Consider the following 22,246-nt stretch of genomic DNA (forward strand, 5'->3'; position numbering starts at 1 on the left):
CCCCCCCCCCCCCCCACAGCAAGCTCCCTCCCCACGGCAAGCTCCCCCCACAGCAATCTCCCCCGCCACAAAAGCCTTTCCGGTTGTTTGTAAACCGCTATAACAACGACAGCGGGTAACTGATGAATATCCGGTTTTCATCAAACTCGTTGGTACTGAAATCCCGGCGCATCGTTGCGTTGCGCCAGCGCACATTCAGGTCCCGCAGTGGACCGCTTTGTACCGTGTAGGCCAGTTCCGACTCACGGCCCCACTCCTTGCCATTGGTGATCGCCCCGGTGTGCACGTTATCGCCACTGATGTAGCGGTTCATCATGGTCAACCCGGGAATGCCCAGTACCACGAAGTTGAAGTCGTGCCGCACCTGCCAGGATTTTTCCTTGGCGTTGTCGTAGCTGGCGTTGTAGCTGTCGTTGGCCAGGGTGCCGCCGCTGGTGCCGTTGACCCGCATCCAGGCGCTGTCGCCGCTGAGTTTCTGCAGGCCGATATAGAAGCTGTTGCCTTTGTATTTGGCCGAGAGCAGGGCGAACGCGGTTTTGTTGTCGAGGTCGCCGGCCAGGGCCTTGCCGTCTTCCTTGCCGGTGAAGAACCCGAGGTTGGCGCCCAGGGTCCAGTCGCCCACGGGCTGGCTGTGGGTCAGGTTGAAATACTGTTGCTGGTAGATGTCACTGAGTTCGGCGTACCACACGCCAACCTGGGTGCGCTTGTCGTTGAAGGTGTATTCGCCGCCGCCGAAGTTGAAGCGGTCCGAGGTGAATGCGGCTTTGCCGTTGAGAAACATGTCATCCATGCTCGCGTCGTTGCGCGGGCTGTTGCCGCGGAACTGGCCGCCATACAAGGTCAGGCCGGCGATTTCCCTGGACGTTACCTGGCCGCCGCGGAACGTTTGCGGCAGTGAGCGGCCGTCATCCGAGCGCAGGATCGGCAGTACCGGCATCCATTCGCCGACTTTCAATTCGGTGTTCGACAGCTTGGTTTTCAGCGCCACGCCCAGGCGCCCGAAGTTATCGGCAGGGCGGCCATCGCTGCGGGTCGGCAGCAGTTGGGTGCCGGCGGTACCTTTGCCGCCGTCGAGTTTCTGCGAGTACAGGCCCAGCACGTCCAGGCCGAAACCGACGGTGCCTTGGGTGAAGCCGGACCTGGCATCGAGAATGAAGTTTTGCGTCCACTCCTCGGCCTTGCCCTGGGGGTAGGCGGGGTTGGTGAAGTTGCGGTTGAAGTAGGCGTTGCGCAGGTTGAGCGTGGCGGTGGCGTCATCGATGAAGCCTTCTGCCGAGGCGGTGGCGGGGAGGGTAAAGGCCAGGCTGCTCAAACCGATGGCGGCAAAACGGGTGGTGCCGGAGAACTGGCGGACGTGTTGGCTCACAGTGACGCTCCCTTGTCTTTTTGTTGTTTTTATTTTTTGTTATACGTTGTCGTACAACATTGAGGGCGATATTTGCGAGGTTTCAGGGGGTTGTCAATCGAAAGTTATACGATGACTCCCTGCGTGAAGAGAGTCAGTGGGGGAGGAGTTATCCCGCTGCAACCATGGGCGGCAAGGTGCCAAGCAGCGAAACGGCGGCTACCGCTGAAACACCTAGTAACCATTCAATCATCACGCTGGCCTTCAAGGCAGGCAGCCGCTGCTCACAGTTGTGAATCCGCAGGCGGTTCAGGAGCGCCAGGGCGAGCATGCCGAACACCAGCAGCACCTTGATCAACAGGATCAGGGCGAACCCTGTGAACAAGGGCGTCGGCCAGAACTGCCCGGTGAGCACCCGCACGTTGATCAATCCGGTCACCAGCAGCCCTGTCACCAGGCCATAACCGATGCCACTGAAGCGCTTGAGGATCGGTTCCAACGGATAGCGGGGCGATTGCCTGAGGATCAACACCAGCAGGAGCAGGCCGCCCAGCCAGGCACCGACACACACCAGGTGCACCACCTGATTGAGGATCAGCAACTGTCCGGCCATGCCATTGAGCATGGCGCCATGGCCCACCGGTGCCAGTGTCGCCAGCAGCAATGCACAGAGCGGCAGGCGCAACGCTTTCCACGGCGTCATCAGGCCCAGCACCAGCAGCACGTTCAGTAGCAAGTGCCAGGTCCAGACCTGGCCGAAGAAGGTTTTGCCCAGCACCAACTGCACGGTCGACCATTCCAGCGCGCCCAGCCCGACACCGGCCATGCTCGCGCTGATCAACAGCAGCCACGCCACCCCCGACACCAATGCCAGCCACGCCAACCCTTGGGTGATGCGCGACAGTTGGCGGTCCAGCACCGGTTGCGGTCCCGCGCCCAGCAGCCAGGGCCTGAACACACAGGCCCCGAACATCAACAGCACGACGATGAAATGCAGGAAACGGCACAGCACCAGCAGGGTGGCCATGGATTATTGGCCGACCTTGAAGCTGTATTCACCGTTGCTCTTGTGGGTATCCACCGAGACCGCGTTCCACACCACTTTGTAGGTGCCGGCGGCCAAGGGTGCGGCCGGTGTCACCACCAATACTTTCTTGTCGGCGTCCGGGGTTTCCAGGCCCTTGATCGCGACTTCGGTGCCGTCCTTGCTCAGGGATACCTTGGTGAAGGTCGCTTCAACGCCTTCGCTGAACGTCAGGCGCAGGTCCTTGGGCGCGGCGACGCTGCTGTCGGCGGCAGGCTCCGAGCTTTTCAGGTGGGCGTGGGCAAACGCGGCCGAGGCGCCCAGCAGGGAAGCGAGCAGGGCAACGGTGGTGAGGGTCTTCTTGATCAACATTGTTCAATACCTTCAGGTGAGAGTCAGTCGTTCGGTAGTGCCATGTGCAACAAGGGGAAGGGCTTGCCTTCGCCATCGACGGGCGAGCGCCCGGTCTGGATAAAACCATAGTGCAGGTAGAAACCCACGGCCTGTGGATTCTGCTCGTTCACGTCGACCCGCAGGGTGTCGTGGCGGGCGCGGACGAAGTCCAGCAACTGGCGACCGATGCCCTGGCCGCGTCGGTTCGGGTCGATAAACAGCATCTCGACATTATTGCCGCCGGTGCCGACGAAGCCGCCAATGCCTTGGGTATCTTCGTACACCCACACTTCAAGTGCGGGCATCGGCAGGTAGCAGTCGCGTACCAGGGGCAGCAGGCGCTGGATGTCGTCTTCGCTGAGAAAGTCATGGGTGGCGCGCACCGAGCGTTCCCACAGTGCACCCAGCACCGGGTCGTCGCACGCGCTTCGCTGTCGAATAGTCATGGGGGATGATCCTTCGAGGGGATGGCGATGCTAACCAATCCGCTATCGACGGGGAAGGTTCTTGTACGAAGTTTCACAGTGGCGTGTCGCCGCGATCTAGAGCGGATGGTAGTCTTGAAGCCATGTTGTTGTCAGGGAGCCCTTATGGGCAATCACAAGATCGGTATTCGTCGGGTCAACGTCGAAAAGATTCTGCTGGCGGCTGAAAAGGTCTTCGCCGAGAAGGGCTATGGCAGCACCGCCATGGCCGACATCGCTGAAGAAGTGCAACTGCCGCGCTCCAACCTGCATTACTACTTCAGTACCAAGAGCGAGCTGTACAGCGCGGTGTTGTTCGACCTGCTCGAGGTGTGGAAGCAGGACGCCTTGTGCTTCGAGATGTTCGACGACCCGCGGGTGGTGCTCAGTAGCTACATCCGCGCCAAGATGCAACATTCCCGCAGCCGGCCTTATGGTTCGAAAGTCTGGGCGAATGAAATCATCCACGGCGCGCCAACCCTGGGGGAGGCGCTGGATGTGAGCCTGTATGACTGGGCCAAGATGAAGGAAGCGAAGATTCGCCAGTGGGTGGAGGACAAGCGGATTTTGCCGGTGGAGCCGTCGAGCCTGCTGTATATGATCTGGGCGTCGACCCAGCACTATGCCGACTTTGATCATCAGGTGAAGATCCTGAATGACCATCAGCCGTTGTCGGACATGCAGTTTGAGCGGGCGGTGCAGACGGTGACGAGTGTGATCCTGCGGGGGATCGGGTTGGAGCCCTAGATCGTTCCCACGCTCCGCGTGGGAATGCCGCCTGGACGCTCTGCGTCCGTTCTTAAGGTCGTGACGCGGAGCGTCAACGGATGCATTCCCACGCGGAGCGTGGGAACGATCATTCAGGCTACACCGCCTCGCGGTAGGGGTTCCTCGGGTCCTGCGTCCAGTTCAAAAACGGCTTTCCGGTATCCACCGGCACCATCTCGATACAGTCCGCCACCGGGCAGGTGATCTGGCACAGGTTGCACCCCACGCACTCATCATCGATCACCTCGTATTTATGTGTCCCATCCGCCTGCTTCAAGCTGGCAATCGCCTGGTGCGACGTGTCTTCACAGGCAATATGGCAACGCCCACAGCCAATACATGCCGCCTGGTCAATTTTGGCGATCACCTGGTAATTGATATCCAGGTACTTCCAATCCGTCGTATTGCCCACCGCCCGCCCGGAAAATTCCTGCAGGCTGCTGTAACCCTGGCTGTCCATCCACCGCGACAGCCCGTCCTTCATTTCTTCGACAATCCGAAACCCATGCAGCATCGCCGCCGTGCACACCTGCACCGCGCCGCAGCCCAGCGCGACGAATTCCGCTGCATCGCGCCAGTTGCCAATCCCGCCAATCCCGCAGATCGGCAAGCCTTGTGTCTGTGGGTCCCGGGCAATCTCCGCCACCATGTTCAGTGCGATGGGTTTCACCGCCGAGCCGCAGTAACCCCCGTGGGTGCTTTGGGTGCCGACCATCGGCAGGGCGACCATGCGCTCCAGGTCGACACTGGTGATGGAGTTGATGGTGTTGATCAGCGACACCGCATCCGCGCCCCCGCGATACGCTGCCCGCGCCGCCACGCGTATGTCGGTGATGTTCGGCGTGAGCTTGACGATCACCGGCAGCGAGCAATAGGTCTTGCACCAGCGCGTCACCTGTTCCACATACTCCGGCACCTGGCCCACCGCCGCGCCCATGCCGCGTTCCGGCATGCCGTGGGGGCAGCCGAAGTTCAGCTCGATGCCGTCGCAGCCTGTGGCTTCCACCAGCGGCAGGATGTGTTTCCAGGATTCTTCAACACACGGCACCATCAGCGACACGATCAGCGCGCGGTCCGGCCAGTCCTTTTTCACCTGGGTGATTTCCCGCAGGTTGATCTCCAGGGAGCGGTCGGTAATCAGCTCGATGTTATTGATGCCGAGCACTTCACGGTTGGCACCAAAGTGCGCCGAGTAGCGCGATGAGACGTTGACCGCTGCCGGGTCTTCGCCGAGGGTTTTCCAGACCACGCCGCCCCAGCCTGCTTCAAAGGCGCGGATCACGTTGTAGGCCTTGTCGGTAGGCGGCGCGGAGGCCAGCCAGAACGGATTGGGGGCTTTGATACCGGCGAATACAATCGAGAGATCGGCCATTACGCAGCCTCCACATTCAGCATGAGTTGGGCGTGCATGGCTTCAGCGGCCAGCTTGCCATGTTGCACGGCCTGGACGGTGAGGTCCTGGCCGAGGCTGACGCAATCGCCGCCGGCGTACACACCGGGGATGCTGGTGCGCAGCTGTTCGTTGACGAAGATCCGATCGCCCTGGCGTTGCAGTTGGTGGGCCAGCGGGTCGTGCAGCGCCTCGTCGTCGAAGCCTTGGCTGATGGCCTTGAAGATCGCGTCGGCGGCCAGTTCGAAGGTCTCGCCGGTGGCTTGCAGGCGGCCATCGACCATGCGGGTGCGGGCGAAACGCATGCCGCGCACATGGCCCTGGTCGTCGAGCAACACTTCTTCGGGCTGGGCCCAGGTCAGCAGGCGTACCTGGTTGGCCTTGGCGATGTCCTGCTCATGGCCGGTGGCGCCCATTTCAGCCAGGCCACGGCGATACACCAGGTTGACGTCACGAGCACCGAGGCGGGCCATTTGCACCGCCATGTCGATGGCCGTGTTGCCGGCGCCGAGCACGATGCAACGGTCGGCCAGGGGCAGTTGACTGAGGTCGTCGGCCTGGCGCAGTTCACGGATGTAGTCGGTGGCGGCGAGCAGGCCGGGGGCGTCTTCGTGTGGCAGGCCGAGCTGTTTGCTGGCAGCCAGGCCAAGGCCGAGGAACACTGCATCGAACTGCTGGTGCAGTTCGCTCAAGGTCAGGTTGTCGCCCAGGCGCTGGCCGTGGCGGATCTCGATGCCGCCAATTTGCAGGAGGAAATCCAGTTCCTTTTGCGCGAAGTCATCCACCAGCTTGTACTTGGCGATCCCGTATTCATTCAGGCCACCGGCTTTTTCCCGGGCTTCGAAAATCACCACGTCATGGCCGTGCAGGGCGCTGCGATGGGCGCAGGACAAACCCGCAGGCCCGGCGCCGACCACCGCGATGCGCTTGCCGGTGGGCGCGGCGCGCTGGAACGGGTGTTCGCTGAAGTGCGCGTTGTCCACCGCGTAACGCTGCAACAGGCCGATCAGCACCGGGGCGCATTCCTCGGCATTGTTGCGCACGCAGGCTTGCTGGCAGAGGATTTCCGTCGGGCAGACCCGGGCGCAACTGCCGCCGAGGATATTCGCCGAGAGAATCTTCTGCGCGGCGCCCTGGACGTTCTCCGTGTGGATATTGCGGATGAACGACGGGATATCGATCTCGCTGGGGCACGCGTTGACGCACGGCGCGTCGTAGCAGTAGAGGCAGCGCGAGGCTTCCAGTTGGGCTTGCCGGGCATTGAGCGGCGGCGCCAGGTCGGTGAAATGCGCGGCGAGGGCCGCCGCATCTTCATGGGGGTGGGGAAGATGGTTCAGGGTCTGGATCACGGTATTGGCCTCACGGTTTTTGAGGTGCTGCCTCTGGTGGGCAGTGGTTTTTTTGTTGCCGGTACCGGCCTCTTCGCGAGCAAGCCCGCTCCCACATTCGACTGCATTTATCCTGTTGGAATGGGGGCGAATGTGGGAGCGGGCTTGCTCGCGAATGGCGGCCTCAGCGTTTCACAGCAACCGGCCTGGAACGCTCCGCCCGCTTGCTCAACTGCTCAAACACCGGCGGATACGTCGGCCGTTCGATATACCGACCCGCACCCCGTTCGGCGCGCAAATCCCCATCCGCCCAGACCAGCTTGCCCTGGCTGATGGTATGGCTCGGCACGCCGCGCACGGTCTTGCCTTCGAAGATGTTGAAGTCGACTTTCTGGTGGTGAGTCTTCGCGGAAATGGTCCGTGTGCCTTGCGGGTCCCACAGCACCAGGTCAGCATCGGCCCCCACGCGGATCGCTCCTTTGCGTGGATACAGGTTGAAGATCTTCGCGGTGTTGGTAGACGTCAGCGCAACGAATTCCTGCATCGACAAGCGCCCAGTGTTCACGCCCTCATCCCACAACAGCGCCATGCGGTCTTCGATACCGGCAGTGCCATTGGGAATTTTGCTGAAGTCATCCCGCCCGGCGGCTTTTTGCTCGGCGCAGAAGCAGCAATGGTCGGTGGCGGTGGTGTGCAGGTTGCCCGATTGCAGGCCATGCCACAGTGCCTCCTGATGCCCGCGCGGGCGGAAGGGCGGGCTCATCACATAGCCGGCGGCGGTCTGCCAGTCGGGGTGTTGATACACGCTGTCGTCCAGCAGCAGATGCCCGGCCAATACTTCGCCGTACACCGGCTGGCCCTTGCTGCGGGCGTAGGTGATTTCATCCAGCGCTTCCTTGGTGGACACGTGCACCAGGTACAGCGGCGTGCCGATGGTTTCGGCAATCCTGATCGCCCGGCTGGCGGCTTCACCTTCCACCTGCGAAGGCCGCGACAACGGATGCGCTTCAGGCCCGGTAATGCCCTGGGCCATCAGCTTGCGTTGCAGGTGATACACCAGCTCGCCGTTTTCGGCATGCACCGTCGGTACCGCACCCAGTTCCAGGCAGCGTTCGAAACTCGCCACCAAGGTGTCGTCGGCGGCCATGATCGCGTTCTTGTACGCCATGAAATGCTTGAAGCTGTTGATGCCGTGTTGGCTCACCAGCTCGGCCATTTCCTCGCGGACCTGCTCGCTCCACCAGGTAATGGCGACGTGAAAGCCGTAGTCGGACGCCGACTTCTCGGCCCAGCCGCGCCACTGATGGAAGGCTTCCAGCAGGGATTGCTGCGGGTTGGGAATCACGAAGTCGATGATCGACGTGGTGCCGCCCGCCAACCCGGCGGCCGTGCCACTGAAAAAATCTTCACTGGCCACGGTGCCCATGAAGGGCAACTGCATATGGGTATGGGGGTCGATGCCGCCGGGCATCAGGTATTGACCGCTGCCGTCGAGTATCTCGGTGCCGGCGGGAATATCCAGATCAGTGCCAATGGCGCGGATTAGACCGTCTGCGCATAAAACATCGGCTCGGTAACTTTCATCATGGGTAATAACGGTAGCGCCACGGATCAACAGCGACATGTCGAGTTCCTCACAGGCTTGACCGGCTTGTGCCAGTTCTAAGTGTTGTCATGCATCGCGCCGCTGGAAAATTAATTCCTGTCAGCGGTGACAGGAATAGAAACTAGCCCGAGTTTTTCGAATGAGCAAGAATATTTTTTATAAGCTTATATCTTTATTAAGTAATTGAATTTTAACGATAAAAAATCAAAATCACCAAAATGTAGCGGCCTCTCACCATTTTGACGCACTTGACAGGTTCCCAATATGAGCAACATTTCCTATTGCAAATCAGACGCTTGAGACATGCCTCTTGACGGGGCCGGTAAATAAAAATAATTGTGTTGCACCAGATTGAGTCCTGAGGGTTCGGACAACTTCTGCGTTATTTGGCCTGAGTAACGCTGAAAGTAACGAGGGGCTCTTCGGTCGAGACAATAAAGCTGATAAACATCAGCAAGTTATACAAGCGGTGCGGGCAGGTTGACGGTTTACGGCACGGTTATTGAGTGCGGTGGCGGTTGGCCGGGTCCCGGATGTCATGTTGTCAACGAGGTACTCCGGCCATCCCGTGCACGTCACGGGATGAGCAAAAATAATTCGAAAAAACCGTGGAGCGGCCATGCAACAGAACAGATCGCAAGTCATTGAGCGCAACGGCCTGTACGAACTCGACGCCGGCCCCGACGTCCTCGACAGCCCCCGCTACAACCACGACATGGCACCGACCAAGGTGCGCGAACGCACCTGGAACAAGTGGCATATCACCGCGCTGTGGATCGGCATGTCGGTGTGTGTGCCGACCTACACCCTGGGCGGCGTGCTCACCGCGTACTTCGGGTTGTCGGTGGGCGAGGCGCTGATGGCGATCCTGCTGGCCAATATCGTGGTGCTGATCCCGCTGACCCTCAACGCCTTCCCCGGTACCAAGTACGGCATCCCGTTTCCGGTGTTGCTGCGCTCGTCCTTCGGCGTGCTCGGCTCCAACGTGCCGTGCCTGATCCGCGCGTTGGTGGCGTGTGGCTGGTTCGGTATCCAGACGATGTTTGGCGGCCTGGCGATCCACCTGTTCCTGGGGTCGATTTTCGAGGGTTGGAAGTCCCTTGGTGGCACCGGTGAAGTGATCGGCTTCATGATCTTCTGGACCCTGAACCTGTGGGTGGTATTGCGTGGCGCCGAGTCGATCAAATGGCTGGAAACCCTGTCGGCACCGCTGCTGGTGGCGGTGGGTATCGGGCTGCTGGTGTGGGCGCTGCCGAATGTGTCGCTGACCGAGTTGATGGCCATCCCGCCCAAACGTCCCGAAGGCGCCAGCCTCACCGGCTACTTCATGGCGGGCCTGACGGCGATGGTAGGTTTCTGGGCCACCTTGTCGTTGAACATCCCCGACTTCAGCCGCTACGCCAAGAGCCAGAAAGACCAGATCCTCGGGCAGATATTCGGCCTGCCGCTGACCATGTTCCTGTTCGCCGCCCTCGGCGTGATCATGACCGCCGCCTCGGTGAAACTGGTGGGCGTCAGCGTCTCCGACCCGGTGACCCTGATCGGTCATATCCAGAGCCCGGTGTGGGTGGCCGTGGCGATGGCGCTGATCATCATCGCCACCTTGTCCACCAACACCGCGGCGAACATCGTCTCGCCCACCAACGACTTCCAGAACATCGCCCCCAAGCTGATCAACCGCACCACGGCGGTGGTGCTCACCGGCCTGGTGGGCCTGGCGCTGATGGCCCACGAACTGCTGAAAAAGCTCGGGCTGATCATTTCCGACGTGAGCCTGGAAACCGTCTATTCCAACTGGTTGCTGGGTTACTCAAGCCTCTTGGGGCCGATCGCCGGGATCATGGTGGTGGACTATTTCATCATCAAGAAACAGCAACTGGACCTCGCCGGTTTGTATCGTGATGACGTGTACCCGGCGTGGAACTGGCATGGCTTCCTGGCGTTTGGCGTGCCGGTGGTGCTGACGTTGCTGTCCCTGGGCAGCGATGCGTTCAGCTGGTTCTACAGCTATGGCTGGTTCACCGGCTCGGCGCTCGGTGGCCTGTTGTATTACGCCCTCTGCATGAAGCGCGGGGCTCGTGTGGTCGCGGTGAAAACACCGCTTTAATCGATGTGGAATGCAATCAAATGTGGGAGCGGGCTTGCTCGCGAATACGGTGTGCCAGTCGCCAGATGTGTTAGCTGAATCACCGCCTTCGCGAGCAAGCCCGCTCTCACATTTTTGATCGCAGTCCTCCAGTGAGAGTCTGGTCAAATTCATAAGAACTACTGCCTGAGGAGATCCCCATGAACGCTGCCATAGACGTTCTGCAATCCACCCATCAGCACATCAACCGCGATCGTCTGTGGCTGTCTCTGATGGAACTCGCCAAGCTCGGCGCGACCCCCAAGGGCGGCGTCTGCCGCCTGGCCCTGACCGACCTCGACCGCCAGGCCCGCGACCTGTTTGTGAAGTGGTGCGAGGAAGCGGGCTGTACCGTGACCATCGATGGCGTCGGTAATATCTTCGCCCGCCGGCCCGGGCGCAATCCCCAGTTGCCGCCGGTGATGACCGGCAGCCATATCGACACCCAGCCCACCGGCGGCAAGTTTGATGGCTGTTTTGGTGTGCTGGCGGGCGTTGAGGTATTGCGCACCCTCAATGACCTGAAGGTGGAAACCGAAGCGCCGCTGGAGGTGGTGGTGTGGACCAACGAAGAAGGCTCGCGCTTTCCTCCCTGCATGATGGGGTCCGGGGTGTTTGCCGAGAAATTCACCCTGGCCGACACGCTGGCCAAGACGGATGCCGACGGCGTGACCGTGGGCGATGCGCTGAATGCCATTGGTTATGCCGGATCACGCCCGGTGAGCGGGCACAAGGTGGGCGCATATTTCGAAGCACATATCGAGCAAGGTCCGATTCTTGAGGATGAAAAGAAAACCATCGGTGTGGTGCTGGGCGCCCTTGGCCAGAAATGGTTCGACCTGAAACTGCGGGGTGTCGAGGCGCATGCGGGGCCGACCCCGATGCACCTGCGCAAGGATGCCCTGGTCGGTGCCGCGGCCGTGGTGGCTGCAGTAAACGCGGCTGCGTTGGGTCATCAGCCTCACGCCTGCGGCACCGTCGGTTGCCTGCAAGCGTATCCGGGCTCACGCAACGTCATTCCTGGCGAAGTGCGCATGACCCTGGACTTCCGCCATCTGGAACCGGCGCGGCTGGATTCGATGATTGCCCAGGTGCGCAAGGTGATCGACGAGACCTGCGCCAAGCACGGCCTCACATTCGAGATGACACCCACCGCTGACTTCCCGCCGCTGTACTTCGACAAAGGCTGCGTGGATGCCGTGCGTGATGCGGCCAATGGGTTGGGGTTGTCGAACATGGATATCGTGAGCGGGGCAGGGCATGACGCGATTTTCGTCGCGGAACTGGGGCCCGCGGGGATGATCTTTGTGCCGTGTGAAGGTGGCATCAGCCATAACGAAATCGAGAACGCGGCGCCGGATGATTTGGCGGCGGGGTGTGCGGTGTTGCTGAGGGCGATGGTGGCAGCTTCGGTGGCAATCGCCAGCGGTAAGTTGGCTGCCTGAGTACGTCCAGTCACTGCGATAAAATGTGGGAGCGGGCTTGCTCGCGAAGGCGGTGTGTCAGCCAGCATATCCGGTGCTGACCCACCGCCTTCGCGAGCAAGCCCGCTCCCACAGTTGATCACTGTCGTTCTTGAGACAGGTATCAGGCGTCGGGCAACCAGCCGCCGCCCAGCGCCGTCACCAAACCCACACTCGCCTGCAACTGCCGCGTCTGCACCGCCTGCAACGTGCGCTGCGCCTGCAACGCCGCCGTCTGCGCCGTCACCACATCCAGGTAACTCACAGCCCCCGCCTGGTAACTGTTCATCGCCAGTGCCTGTGTGTGTTCGGCGGCATTCGCGGCAGCCTGTTCATCCATCGCCTCCTGCTGCAAGTCGCGCAGTTGCCCAAGGTTGTCTTCCACCTCACGCACGGCTCTTAACACCTGGCTGCGATAGTGCGCCGAAGCCTCTTCAAACTCCGCCTTGGCCTGGCGCTCATTGGCGCTCAACCGGCCGCCATCAAAGATCGGCAGATTCACCAGCGGCCCCAGCGCCCAATACCGATTGGCGGCGGAGAACAAGTTGCCCACACCTTGGGTCTGCCCGCCAATCAAGCCGGTCAAACTGAAATCCGGGTACCACGCCGCCTTGGCCACGCCGATATTCGCGTTGGCCGCAAACACCCGTCGCTCGGCTGCCGCGATATCCGGCCGGCGTTGCAGCAGGTGGCTCGGCAGTTGTTGCGGAATCCCCGGCAGCGCGATCAATTGCTGGCTCGGCGGCAGCTGGAATTCACTGGCGGATACGCCCACCAATTCACCAATCGCATGCTCGGTGAGATTGCGTTGACCGCGCACATCGTCAAGCTGCGCCTGTGCTTCAGCCAGCTGATTCTGCGCCCGGGTCAGGTCGAGCTCCGAGGCGATCTGCCCCTCGTACCGGCTGCGGGTCAGTTTCAGCGCCTGGCCAAAATCATCCAGCGAACTGCTGAGAATCCGGCTCTGGGCATCCAGTCCGTTGAGCTGCACGTACAGCGTCGCCAACTGATGCTGCAGGCTCAGGCGTGCCACCGCCAAATCATCCCCGGAGGCTTGGGCCTGTGCATCGCCAGCCGCCACCTGGTTGCGGATTTTGCCCCACAGATCCAGATCGAAGCTCAGCGCAAACCCCGCCGTGTTGCTGTTGTACACCGAAGGCTGGGTATCACCCCGCAGTGGCCGATTGTCCGATTGCCGCTGGCGCAACGGTTGCGCGCTGGCGGTTATTTGCGGGAACAGCCCGGCATGCAGTTGGCTGGCATACGCCTGTGACGCATCGAAATGCGCCAGCGCTGCGGCCAGGTCCGGGTTGGCCTTGAGCAGTTGTTCCTGCAGGTCGTTCAGGCGCGGGTCCTGATACAGCTGCCACCACTTCGGCGCCAGTTGGTCGGACGGTTGCGCGCTGTGCCACGGGCCGTCGCTGGTCTGTTCGCGGTACTTGGCCGGCAGGTCGATGGTCGGCGCCTTGTAGGTGGGCGCCAGCGAGCAACCGTGCAGTGCCACCAATACCAGGGCCGCGAGGGGTTTAAGCCTTGGGCGCATGGGCACCTCCGGCATCGGCCATTTGCACGGCGTCGCCTTCGCGCAGTGCGTCGGGTGGGTTGTCGACTACGCGATCGGCGGGTTTCAGGCCCTGGTCAATCACCAGGCGCTCGCCGAGGTCGAGGCCGATGTGGATGTCTTGCAGGTGCACGTGGTTCTTGGCGTCCAGTACCGCGACCTGGGTACCTTCGGCGCGGAAGATCAGGGCGCTGGCCGGGATGCTCACGCCATGGGTATCCGCCGGAATCGCCAGGGTGGCTTCGGCGTAGTCGCCGGGCAGCAACTTGCCGTCCGGGTTGTCGGCCACGAACTGTGCGAGCAGGGTGCCGGAGCGGCGGTCGATGGCGGTGGAGTCGCCCATCAGCTTCGCGCTGAAGTGTTCGCCGGGGTGCTCGGGTACCGTCAGTTGGGCGGCCAGCCCGGGATGAATCACCGCAGCGTAGTTCTGCGGCACCGGCACGTAGAGGCGCAGTTGGTGGGTGTCGGCGATGTCGAACAGTTCCGGATCGCTGTCGCTGTCAGCCTTGATCAACTGGCCGATGTCGGTGTTGCGCGCGGTGATCACACCGGCGAATGGCGCGCGAATGGTCTTGTAGTCTTCCAGGGCCGAGAGCCGCGCATAGTCAGCCTCGGCGGCCTGGGCGTTGGCCTTGGCGGCCAGGGCATTCGAGGTTTTTTCATCGGCCTCCTGGCGCGATACCGAATGGCTGTCCAGCAGGTTTTTCCAACGGGTGGCGGTGGTTTGCGCCAGGCGTGCGTTGGCCTGTTCCTGGACCATGCGGGCGTGGGTTTGCGCCACTTGCTGGTCGAGGTCGGGGCTGTCGATCTCGGCGAGAATCTGCCCGGCCTTGACCTGGCTGCCGATGTCGACTTTCCAGTCTTTCAGGTAACCGCTGACCCGTGCATGAATCGGTGCCTTGCTCCAGGCTTCCAGATGCGCGGGCAGGCGCAGGGTGTCGCCGGCCGCGTTCTGTTTGGGCTGGAACACCAGCACCTGCGGCACGGCGGCGGTTTCGGTCCAGGCGGTGACGGATTTTTCATGCATCGTACGGGCGTGCAGGCCGTTGGCGACCAACAGGGCGGCCAGTGTCAGGCCGCCGACACCCATGAGCATCAGACGCTTGCGCGAGGGTTTGTGATCAGACGACATGTGAAGTTTCTCCAGCAGCAGCGCGAGTAGGGTGACGACCGTGGACCAGGCTGAAGACCACGGGTACAAACAGCAAAGTGGCAGTGGTGGCGAGGATCAAGCCGCCGATCACGGCACGTCCCAGCGGCGCGTTTTGTTCTTCGGACAAGGCCAGCGGCAACATGCCGATGATCATCGCCAGGGCGGTCATGCAGACTGGGCGGAAACGGGTGTAGCCGGCTTCCAGTGCGGCCTTGAGTGCATCGCCATGTTCGGCCAGGCGCTCTCGGCAGAAGCTCACCACCAGGATCGAGTTGGCGGTGGCCACGCCCATACAGAGGATGGCCCCCGTGAGTGCGGGCACCGACAATGACGTGCCGCTGAGGAACAGCATCCACACGATCCCCGCCAGCGCTGCCGGCAGTGCGGTGATGATCACGAACGGGTCAGTCCAGGACTGGAAGTTGACCACGATCAGCAGGTAGATCAGCACCACCGCACCGAGCAGGCCGAAGCTCAAGCCGTTGAACGCTTCATGCAGCGCATCGATCTGCCCGTGCAGGCTGATGGTCGCGCCTTTGGGGCGCATCGGGGCCATGTCGTTCAGCACTTTTTGCACATCGCTGGCGACGCCGCCGAGGTCGCGGCCTTGCACGTTGGCGTACAGGTCCAGGGTCGGTTCGATGTTGTAGTGGGTCACCACCGCCGGGCTTTGTACCCGCGAAATGGTCGCTACGCCGCCGAGGATCTGCGACTGCCCATCGGCACCGGTCACCGGCAATGCTTCCAGGGAAGGCAAGCTGTCGAGGCGGTACTGCGGGGTTGCGGCCACGATCGAATACGACACGCCGTTGGCCGGGTTGAGCCAGAACGTTGGTGCGGTTTGCGAGCTGCCGGCCAGGGACGCAACCATGCTGTTGGTTACGTCACGCTCGGTGATGCCCAGGCCGTTGGCACGCATGCGGTCCACGTTGACTTGCAGTGACGGGTAGCCGGTGGACTGCTGGATGCGCAGGTCGGCAATGCCCGGTATGTGTTTCAGGCGACGTTCCAGTTCGATGGCGTAGGCGCGGTTTTCTTCATCGCTGCGCCCGGAGATTTTCACGTCCAGCGGGGCCGGCGAACCGAAGTTGAGGATCTGGCTGCTGATGTCTGCCGGGAGGAATGCGAACTGGCTGCCGGGGAAGCTTTCGGGCAACGCTTCACGCAGTTTTTTCACGTAGTCGGCGGTGGGCGCATGGTCCTTTTTCAGGGTGACCTGGATATCGCCGTCCTGTGGGCCGATGGTGCCACTGCTGCTGTAGGCCATGTCGATGCCGCTCAGCGGGATGCCGATGTTGTCGACGATGGTGTCCAGTTCGTCGGCCGGAACGATCTCGCGAATCCGCGCTTCGATCCGGTCAAAGGCCGCCGCGCTCTCTTCGATACGTGTGCCCAGCGGCAAGCGCACGTGCAGGGCCATGGCCCCGGCGTCGGTGGCCGGGAAGAAGTCCTGGCCCAGGCTTGGCAGCAGCAGGAACGAGGCGAGGATGCACGCCAGGAAGCCGATGATGAAGCGCTTGCGGGCGCCGAGGGCCAGGGTCAGCAGGCCGTGATAAACGTCCCGCACGTTGGAGAAGTGACGCTCAAAACCCTGCTGGAAATTCAGCACCGATTGCAGCACCGCGTTGCGCTGCGGTTTGTGCTGGTCGCCCTCGTGATGGTTGATGAATTCATCTTCCGGGTGATGACCTTCACCTTGCTCCGGCACGTGCGGCTTGAGCAGGAACATCGCCAGGGTCGGCACCAGGGTTCGCGACAGAATGAACGAGCTGGCCATGGCGAAAATCACCGCCAATGCCATCGGGCGGAACAGGTAGCCGGCGATGCCTTGCAGCATGAACATCGGCACAAACACGATGCAGATACACAGCAGGGACACGAACGCCGGGCCGACGATTTGCTTGGCGCCGTCGAGGATCGCGTCCTTCACCGCCTTGCCTTGTTCCAGGTGCCAGTTGATGTTCTCGATGGTCACTGTGGCGTCGTCCACCAGGATCCCCACCGCCAACGCCAGCCCGCCGAGGGTCATGACGTTGAGGGTTTGCCCGGTGGCCGCCAGCAGGGCGATGGCCGACAGTACCGCGAGGGGAATCGACGCGGCGATGATGATGGTCGAGCGCCAGCTGCCGAGGAACAGCAGGATCATCGCACTGGTCAGCAAGGCGGCGATGATGCCTTCCTGGGCCACGCTGCCCACCGACTGTTTGACGAACACCGAGGCGTCGCCGAGCAGCGAGGTCTTCAGCGACGGCGGCAGGGTTTCATTGATGCGCGGCAGCATCTGGCGGATGCCGTCGATGATCGACAGGGTGGAGATGCTGCCGTTTTTCAGGGCCGGCATCAGCACCGCACGGTGGCCGTCGACGCGCACGATGTTGGTCTGCGGCGGCGAGCCGTCACGCACGTGGGCCACCTGGCCGATGGTGATGATCGCACCGTCGACTGTCTTGATCGGCAAGTCGTTGAGCTCATCAATCGCCTTCGGGCTGTTGTTGAGCAAGATCGTGTATTCGTTGGGGCCGAGTTTGGCGGTACCCACCGGGATGATCTGGTTTTGCAGGGCCAGGGCGTTGCCCACGTCCTGTGCCGAGAGGCCTTTGGCGGCCAGCGCCTGGGGGTCAAGGTCGAGGGTGATCTGGCGTTGCTTGCCGCCCATTGGCGTGGGCATGGCCAGGCCGGGCAGGGCGCTCAGGGGCAAGCGGATGTTGTTCTGCACCAGGTCGCGGATCTTCGCTTCCGACAAGCTGGGGCTTGAGAACGCCATCTGCAGAATCGGCACCGTAGAGGCGCTGTAGTTGAGGATCAGCGGCGGCGTAATGCCCGGTGGCATCTGCTTGAGCACGGTTTGTGACACCGCTGTTACCTGGGCGTTGGCGGTGCGGATATCCACGCCGGGCTGGAAGAAAATCTTCACGATGCCCATGCCGGGTAACGACTGCGATTCAATGTGCTCGATGTCGTTGACGGTGGTACTCAGGGAGCGTTCGTAGGTGTAGATCACGCGACCGGCCATGGCGTCCGGAGACAGGCCGTTGTACTGCCAAACCACCGCAACGACGGGGATGCCAATATCGGGAAATACGTCAGTGGGGGTACGCAAGGCCGCCATGGGCCCGATGATGCAGATGAAAATTGCCAGCACGATAAACGTGTAGGGCTTGAGCAGTGCGGTCTTTACCAGCCCGAGCATGCCGTAACCTCCAAAGGAGTTGGATTGCAAACGCTCGCAGTCTTGACGGACCCACCTAACACGCACCTTTCAGCCAGGTGAAGGAAGATTTAGTTAACGGCTGAAGATCCTTTCATATGTATTCATTTGTTCAACAATGGTGACAGTAACAAGCTGGATACCGATCGAACGGGAGCTGTTTCGCCTGTTCACTCTTTATCCATTTGGAGTTCTGCCATGTCTCTTAAACCCTTGTTGTTGATCCCGGCCTTGAGTGCGGTCCTGTTGTTGTCGGCGTGTGCCGGCCCGATGCCGAAGGCGGACCCGAGCGAAGCCTGGATCGGCTTGCAAGAGGAGGCACCCAACGACCTGATGGCCGAGCGGGTAGACGGTAAAAACATTAATGATGGCCGCTACTTCGAAGTGAAACCCGGCGCGCATCGCCTGGACGTCACCTTGTTTGAAGAAGAGGCGGGGGATGATAACCAGCAGGATTGTCGCGGGCATGTGACCTACGGCAACTTCAAGGCCGGCGAGCATTACACCCTGGTGGAATCCAGCCTGGGTACGACGGTGCGTGCCGAGTTGAAGGATAGCCACGGCAAGGAATTGGCGCAGACCGAAGACTTCAGTTGCATGCCTGGCTAAGGCGTCAGGCGTGGTGCCCGGCGGGTTTGTGCAGCTTGCCGGGTGCTGCGGGTTTTACGTGTGGGTGATGGTGCCGGCGGGTCACGCGCATCACGCCCCACAGCATGGCGGCGGCGACGGCCAGCCAGCCACAGATCAAAAGCAGAATCGTTGTTGTCAGGCTCATAAGTGCCTCCTTTCGCCCGGTGCCGGGCACACACTGTCTTCTCAATGGACAGTCTAGCTATCCGCAGGTTGCCTGCTATTGACCAATGGTCGTGTGCGTCCAACTTGTTTGCTCTATCGCCGGCCTTTTACTGCGCTGCAAGGCTATACCCGCGCCCCGGAGCGTCCTATGATCAGGGCCCACGTCGACCGTTGATCAAGTGAGTGAAGAAGTTGCGGTTTCCCTCGAACATTAAAACCTCCTGGTGGGTCGCCGCCTGTTTCATGGGGCTGGCGGCCTGTTCCTCGCATCCAAAACCCACGAGCATCCCGGGGCTGCCGGAGAGTGTCGAGCTCAAGGGCGTGCCGGCGTTTCGCGGTGAGACTTACCTCGGTGGCCCAGCCGCTCTTGCCAGCATGCTGTCTCAACAAGGCATTGTGATTACACCGGGGCTATTGGATAAGCCACTGCATTTGCCGGGCGCTGAAGCGGACCTTGAGCGCAACATGCAGGTGCTGGCCCGTGAATACGGGATGTTGGTGTACCCGCTGGAAGATCAGCTGCCGGCGCTGCTGGCACAGGTCGCGGCCGGGTACCCGGTGATGGCGCGTATCACCCAGGGCTCAACCTTCTGGGCCGGTCCGCGGTATGTCGTGGTGGTGGGTTACAACAAGCAGAAGAGCATGGTGCTGCTGCGTTCAGGCTTGGCGCGACGCATGCCGATGGATTTCAGTGCGTTTGAGTCGGCGTGGAAAGACGGCGGCAAGTGGGCGGTACTTATTCAGCGGCCCACCCAGTTGCCGGTCAAGGTCGACGCCCAGCGCTGGCAGCAGGCTGCCAGCGCCACAGCCCAGGCGGGCCAGGAACAGGCGGCGGCCCAAGCAGTCAAGACACTGGCCAGCCAGGCCAAATAAAAAAAACGGCGCTCAAGGGCGCCGTTTTTTATGTGTCTGTTTACGAATCAGCGGGATTCGGTGACCTGAACATTCGCCCGTGGGCGGTTCTTCAGGTTTTTGTCAGCCTTGTAGCGCAATGCGACGTCTGGCACCGAGCCGCTCTTGCCGGTTTCGACCCAGCTGCGGATGCGCCCGGCATCGGCAAAGTGGGTGAATTTGCCGAAGGCATCGAGGATCACCAGCGACACCGGGCGATTACCCATGCTGGTCACCAGTACCAGGCAATGGCCGGCCTGGTTGGTAAAGCCGGTCTTGGTCAGCTTGATGTCCCAGTTGGCGCGGTTGATCAGGTGGTCAGTGTTGGAGAAACCCAGGGTGTAGTTGGGTTTGCGGAACGAGACGGTCTTTTCCTTGGTGGTGCTCAACTGGCTGAGCATCGGGTACTTGCGTGCGGCGGCCAGCAGCTTGCTCAGGTCGCGGGCGGTGGACACGTTATGGATCGACAGGCCGGTAGGTTCCACATAGTGGGTACTGGTCATGCCCAGTGCCTTGGCCTTGGCGTTCATCGCTGCAATGAAGGCCGGGTAGCCGCCCGGGTAGTGGTGGGCCAGGCTGGCGGCGGCGCGGTTTTCCGAGGACATCAGGGCAATCAGCAACATCTCCTTGCGCGGCATCTCGCTGCCGATCTTGACCCGGGAGAACACGCCTTTCATCTCTGGCGTGTCCTTGATGTTGATGTCGATGTATTCATCCATGTTCTGCTTGGCTTCCAGCACGATCAGGCCGGTCATCAGTTTGCTCACCGAGGCGATCGGCACGATGACATCCGGGTTGCTGGCATAGATGACTTTGTTGGTCTGCAGGTCTACCACCATCGCACTGCCGGAGGCGATGTGCAGGGTGGACATGTCGCGGGGAGCGGTGGTGGTTTCGCTTGCGCTCGCGAAGGTGCCTGTCAATGCAAAAAATAGGCTGACAATGGAAAGATGAATTTTCACGCGGATGAACTCGCTAAAAAAAGTAGGGATATACCGTTCTGCACGGACTTTCTGATAAATGCCGTTACATTTTAGGAGTATGGATCAGAAACTGTCGAATGTTCTTCTAGAAACAGATGAAACCCCTTAAAAACAAAGAAAAAACTACTTTTTATCCGGCCAATAAAAAGCCCTGCGATAAGGCAGGGCTTTTTCAGAGCGGCTGGTTATTAGCTGTGCAGGGTTTCGGCTGCGTACAGGGTATTTTCCAGCAGGCAGGCACGGGTCATCGGGCCGACACCACCGGGTACCGGGGTGATCCAGCCGGCACGGGGCAGGGCGGTTTCGTACACCACGTCGCCCACGAGCTTGCCATCGTCCTGGCGGTTGATGCCCACGTCGATGACGATGGCGCCCTCCTTGATCCACTCACCCTTGACCAGGCCCGGCTTGCCGGCGGCGACGACCACCAGGTCGGCGCGGCCAACGTGGCCGGCCAGGTCCTTGGTGAAGCGATGAGTCACGGTCACGGTGCAGCCGGCCAGCAGCAGTTCCATGGCCATCGGGCGACCGACGATGTTCGAGGCGCCGACGACGACGGCATCCAGGCCATACAGATCGACGCCGGTGCTTTCCAGCAGGGTCATGATGCCCTTCGGGGTGCACGGGCGCAGCAGCGGGATACGCTGGGCCAGGCGGCCGACGTTATAAGGGTGGAAACCGTCGACGTCCTTGTCCGGCCGGATGCGTTCGAGCAATTTCGACGCGTCCAGATGCTCGGGCAATGGCAGTTGCAGCAGGATGCCGTCGATGGCCGGATCGTCGTTGAGGCTGTCGATCAGGTCGGTGAGGGCCTGTTGGGTGGTGTCTTCAGCCAAGTCGTAGGCTTTGGAAATAAAGCCGACCTCTTCACAGTCTTTACGCTTGTGCGAGACATAAACCTGAGAGGCAGGATCGCTGCCGACCAGGATCACCGCGAGGCCCGGCGTGCGCAGGCCTTGTTGGCTGCGCTCGGCGACTCGTTTGGCGATCTGCTGGCGCAGGCTGGCGGCGATTGATTTGCCGTCGATAAGTTGTGCAGTCATTACGCGTGATTAACCATCGAGAGGGGGAAGAAAAGTGCGCGCATTCTCGCATGCCATGGCGTGAGGGCAAAGGCGCTTGGTCTGCAAATTCCCCTAACCCCTTAAATAAAATGAATTTTTTATAAAAAGGATTTGACGGGTTTCGGGTCCATCTATACTATTCGTCGCACTTGTCGGGCACAGCCTAGCACTGGTTAGTTTGTAATCCTCCAAGAGTACAGATTAATAAGGCGCCCGTAGCTCAGCTGGATAGAGCATCCGCCTTCTAAGCGGATGGTCGCAGGTTCGAGTCCTGCCGGGTGCGCCATTAGGCAGCTTTGGCACAAGTAGCGCAATATGGTGGGCGTAGCTCAGTTGGTAGAGCACGGGATTGTGACTCCCGTTGTCGAGGGTTCGATCCCCTTCGTCCACCCCATATTTAGAAAGGCGCCAGATTAATAGTCTGGCGCCTTTGCTTTAAAAGCTTCAAGCGCGGATGTGGTGGAATTGGTAGACACACTGGATTTAGGTTCCAGCGCCGCAAGGTGTAAGAGTTCGAGTCTCTTCATCCGCACCAAATAAAGTTTCGTGAAGGCCTGCGGGTCGGCGCGAAGCTCAACAAATAGCCTTTTTGACGGGCTTTTTGGTCACGCAATATGGTGGGCGTAGCTCAGTTGGTAGAGCACGGGATTGTGACTCCCGTTGTCGAGGGTTCGATCCCCTTCGT

Annotated in this window: 18 protein-coding genes and 3 tRNA genes; 8 read left to right on the forward strand and 13 right to left on the reverse strand. The window is 61.0% G+C overall.

Going from position 1 to position 22,246, the window contains the following annotated elements:
• Positions 1-97: 97 nt before the first annotated feature.
• The 4 genes from AC3WKX_RS26715 to AC3WKX_RS26730 all read right to left on the reverse strand — a co-directional run bounded on the left by AC3WKX_RS26715 (position 98) and on the right by AC3WKX_RS26730 (position 3,208).
• Positions 98-1,366 (reverse strand): OprD family porin, encoded by a 1,269-nt coding sequence (locus AC3WKX_RS26715; RefSeq protein ID WP_003207821.1) that lies wholly within the window; start codon positions 1,364-1,366, stop codon positions 98-100.
• A gap of 148 nt (positions 1,367-1,514) precedes the next feature.
• Entirely contained in the window at positions 1,515-2,372 is an 858-nt protein-coding gene (gene copD / locus AC3WKX_RS26720; RefSeq protein ID WP_003207822.1) for a copper homeostasis membrane protein CopD, read from the reverse strand.
• A 3-nt stretch (positions 2,373-2,375) separates the two neighbouring features.
• Positions 2,376-2,741 carry a copper homeostasis periplasmic binding protein CopC gene (copC, locus tag AC3WKX_RS26725; RefSeq protein ID WP_003207825.1) on the reverse strand — a complete coding sequence of 122 codons (366 nt, stop codon included), beginning with the start codon at positions 2,739-2,741 and terminating at the stop codon, positions 2,376-2,378.
• Positions 2,742-2,764: 23 nt separating this feature from the next.
• Positions 2,765-3,208 (reverse strand): GNAT family N-acetyltransferase, encoded by a 444-nt coding sequence (locus AC3WKX_RS26730; protein ID WP_003207827.1) that lies wholly within the window; start codon positions 3,206-3,208, stop codon positions 2,765-2,767.
• Between the two features lie 144 nt (positions 3,209-3,352).
• On the opposite strand from AC3WKX_RS26730, the gene AC3WKX_RS26735 reads away from it, so the two are divergent.
• Positions 3,353-3,973, forward strand: coding sequence for a TetR/AcrR family transcriptional regulator (locus tag AC3WKX_RS26735; RefSeq protein WP_003207828.1), 621 nt, complete (start codon positions 3,353-3,355; stop codon positions 3,971-3,973).
• A 118-nt stretch (positions 3,974-4,091) separates the two neighbouring features.
• Here AC3WKX_RS26735 and preA read toward each other — a convergent pair whose 3' ends face one another.
• From preA to hydA, 3 genes are all read right to left on the reverse strand, one after another.
• The gene (gene preA, locus AC3WKX_RS26740) at positions 4,092-5,366 is read right to left on the reverse strand and encodes an NAD-dependent dihydropyrimidine dehydrogenase subunit PreA (protein ID WP_102606412.1); all 1,275 of its coding nucleotides are present in this window, start codon (positions 5,364-5,366) and stop codon (positions 4,092-4,094) included.
• On the reverse strand, positions 5,366-6,733 hold the full coding sequence (locus AC3WKX_RS26745) for an NAD(P)-dependent oxidoreductase (RefSeq protein WP_102606411.1): 1,368 nt from the start codon (positions 6,731-6,733) through the stop codon (positions 5,366-5,368). Before AC3WKX_RS26745 ends, preA begins: the two co-directional genes overlap by 1 nt.
• 163 nt (positions 6,734-6,896) lie before the next feature.
• On the reverse strand, positions 6,897-8,336 hold the full coding sequence (gene hydA, locus AC3WKX_RS26750; RefSeq protein ID WP_003207833.1) for a dihydropyrimidinase: 1,440 nt from the start codon (positions 8,334-8,336) through the stop codon (positions 6,897-6,899).
• Positions 8,337-8,937: 601 nt separating this feature from the next.
• Between hydA and AC3WKX_RS26755 the strand changes: the two genes are divergently transcribed.
• Together AC3WKX_RS26755 and AC3WKX_RS26760 are read left to right on the forward strand one after the other, a co-directional pair.
• A complete protein-coding gene (locus AC3WKX_RS26755) occupies positions 8,938-10,425 on the forward strand; it encodes an NCS1 family nucleobase:cation symporter-1 (RefSeq protein WP_003207834.1) in 1,488 nt (495 codons plus the stop codon).
• 179 nt (positions 10,426-10,604) lie between these two features.
• Positions 10,605-11,888: a Zn-dependent hydrolase gene (locus tag AC3WKX_RS26760; protein WP_087693198.1), complete on the forward strand. Its 1,284-nt coding sequence runs from the start codon at positions 10,605-10,607 to the stop codon at positions 11,886-11,888.
• A 142-nt stretch (positions 11,889-12,030) separates the two neighbouring features.
• On the opposite strand, the gene AC3WKX_RS26765 is transcribed toward AC3WKX_RS26760, so the two are convergent.
• The 3 genes from AC3WKX_RS26765 to AC3WKX_RS26775 are packed head-to-tail and all read right to left on the reverse strand — an operon-like array spanning position 12,031 to position 17,810.
• On the reverse strand, positions 12,031-13,449 hold the full coding sequence (locus AC3WKX_RS26765; protein WP_102605979.1) for an efflux transporter outer membrane subunit: 1,419 nt from the start codon (positions 13,447-13,449) through the stop codon (positions 12,031-12,033).
• Positions 13,433-14,599 (reverse strand): efflux RND transporter periplasmic adaptor subunit, encoded by a 1,167-nt coding sequence (locus AC3WKX_RS26770; protein ID WP_102369543.1) that lies wholly within the window; start codon positions 14,597-14,599, stop codon positions 13,433-13,435. Before AC3WKX_RS26770 ends, AC3WKX_RS26765 begins: the two co-directional genes overlap by 17 nt.
• Positions 14,589-17,810, reverse strand: a complete 3,222-nt coding sequence (locus tag AC3WKX_RS26775) for an efflux RND transporter permease subunit (RefSeq protein ID WP_087693205.1) — start codon at positions 17,808-17,810, stop codon at positions 14,589-14,591. Before AC3WKX_RS26775 ends, AC3WKX_RS26770 begins: the two co-directional genes overlap by 11 nt.
• A 216-nt stretch (positions 17,811-18,026) precedes the next feature.
• Between AC3WKX_RS26775 and AC3WKX_RS26780 the strand changes: the two genes are divergently transcribed.
• On the forward strand, positions 18,027-18,437 hold the full coding sequence (locus tag AC3WKX_RS26780; protein ID WP_003207845.1) for a PA0061/PA0062 family lipoprotein: 411 nt from the start codon (positions 18,027-18,029) through the stop codon (positions 18,435-18,437).
• A 4-nt stretch (positions 18,438-18,441) separates the two neighbouring features.
• Here AC3WKX_RS26780 and AC3WKX_RS26785 read toward each other — a convergent pair whose 3' ends face one another.
• A complete protein-coding gene (locus AC3WKX_RS26785; RefSeq protein WP_003207847.1) occupies positions 18,442-18,603 on the reverse strand; it encodes a hypothetical protein in 162 nt (53 codons plus the stop codon).
• 263 nt (positions 18,604-18,866) lie between these two features.
• Here AC3WKX_RS26785 and AC3WKX_RS26790 point away from each other — a divergent pair, with 263 nt between their 5' ends.
• Positions 18,867-19,496: a peptidase C39 family protein gene (locus AC3WKX_RS26790; RefSeq protein WP_023658984.1), complete on the forward strand. Its 630-nt coding sequence runs from the start codon at positions 18,867-18,869 to the stop codon at positions 19,494-19,496.
• Between the two features lie 47 nt (positions 19,497-19,543).
• On the opposite strand, the gene pbpG is transcribed toward AC3WKX_RS26790, so the two are convergent.
• Both pbpG and folD read right to left on the reverse strand, forming a co-directional pair.
• On the reverse strand, positions 19,544-20,476 hold the full coding sequence (gene pbpG / locus AC3WKX_RS26795) for a D-alanyl-D-alanine endopeptidase (protein ID WP_003207851.1): 933 nt from the start codon (positions 20,474-20,476) through the stop codon (positions 19,544-19,546).
• Between the two features lie 209 nt (positions 20,477-20,685).
• Entirely contained in the window at positions 20,686-21,540 is an 855-nt protein-coding gene (gene folD, locus AC3WKX_RS26800) for a bifunctional methylenetetrahydrofolate dehydrogenase/methenyltetrahydrofolate cyclohydrolase FolD (protein ID WP_010166832.1), read from the reverse strand.
• 230 nt (positions 21,541-21,770) lie between these two features.
• Here folD and AC3WKX_RS26805 point away from each other — a divergent pair.
• The 3 genes from AC3WKX_RS26805 to AC3WKX_RS26815 all read left to right on the forward strand — a co-directional run bounded on the left by AC3WKX_RS26805 (position 21,771) and on the right by AC3WKX_RS26815 (position 22,096).
• A tRNA-Arg gene (locus AC3WKX_RS26805) sits at positions 21,771-21,847 on the forward strand.
• A 32-nt stretch (positions 21,848-21,879) separates the two neighbouring features.
• Positions 21,880-21,955, forward strand: a tRNA-His gene (locus tag AC3WKX_RS26810).
• Between the two features lie 56 nt (positions 21,956-22,011).
• Positions 22,012-22,096: transfer RNA gene (locus AC3WKX_RS26815), tRNA-Leu, on the forward strand.
• The last annotated feature ends 150 nt before the right edge of the window (positions 22,097-22,246 follow it).

Source organism: Pseudomonas sp. GP01-A4 (assembly GCF_058780865.1).

What these genes read in the sequence shown, in the direction of transcription:
- copD (WP_003207822.1), bottom strand. Translation starts at nt 2,372, where the DNA reads ATGGCCACCCTGCTGGTGCTGTGCCGTTTCCTGCATTTCATCGTCGTG.
- copC (WP_003207825.1), bottom strand. Translation starts at nt 2,741, where the DNA reads ATGTTGATCAAGAAGACCCTCACCACCGTTGCCCTGCTCGCTTCCCTG.
- AC3WKX_RS26730 (WP_003207827.1), bottom strand. Translation starts at nt 3,208, where the DNA reads ATGACTATTCGACAGCGAAGCGCGTGCGACGACCCGGTGCTGGGTGCA.
- AC3WKX_RS26735 (WP_003207828.1), top strand. Translation starts at nt 3,353, where the DNA reads ATGGGCAATCACAAGATCGGTATTCGTCGGGTCAACGTCGAAAAGATT.
- preA (WP_102606412.1), bottom strand. Translation starts at nt 5,366, where the DNA reads ATGGCCGATCTCTCGATTGTATTCGCCGGTATCAAAGCCCCCAATCCG.
- hydA (WP_003207833.1), bottom strand. Translation starts at nt 8,336, where the DNA reads ATGTCGCTGTTGATCCGTGGCGCTACCGTTATTACCCATGATGAAAGT.
- AC3WKX_RS26755 (WP_003207834.1), top strand. Translation starts at nt 8,938, where the DNA reads ATGCAACAGAACAGATCGCAAGTCATTGAGCGCAACGGCCTGTACGAA.
- AC3WKX_RS26760 (WP_087693198.1), top strand. Translation starts at nt 10,605, where the DNA reads ATGAACGCTGCCATAGACGTTCTGCAATCCACCCATCAGCACATCAAC.
- AC3WKX_RS26765 (WP_102605979.1), bottom strand. Translation starts at nt 13,449, where the DNA reads ATGCGCCCAAGGCTTAAACCCCTCGCGGCCCTGGTATTGGTGGCACTG.
- AC3WKX_RS26770 (WP_102369543.1), bottom strand. Translation starts at nt 14,599, where the DNA reads ATGTCGTCTGATCACAAACCCTCGCGCAAGCGTCTGATGCTCATGGGT.
- AC3WKX_RS26775 (WP_087693205.1), bottom strand. Translation starts at nt 17,810, where the DNA reads ATGCTCGGGCTGGTAAAGACCGCACTGCTCAAGCCCTACACGTTTATC.
- AC3WKX_RS26780 (WP_003207845.1), top strand. Translation starts at nt 18,027, where the DNA reads ATGTCTCTTAAACCCTTGTTGTTGATCCCGGCCTTGAGTGCGGTCCTG.
- AC3WKX_RS26785 (WP_003207847.1), bottom strand. Translation starts at nt 18,603, where the DNA reads ATGAGCCTGACAACAACGATTCTGCTTTTGATCTGTGGCTGGCTGGCC.
- AC3WKX_RS26790 (WP_023658984.1), top strand. Translation starts at nt 18,867, where the DNA reads ATGGGGCTGGCGGCCTGTTCCTCGCATCCAAAACCCACGAGCATCCCG.
- folD (WP_010166832.1), bottom strand. Translation starts at nt 21,540, where the DNA reads ATGACTGCACAACTTATCGACGGCAAATCAATCGCCGCCAGCCTGCGC.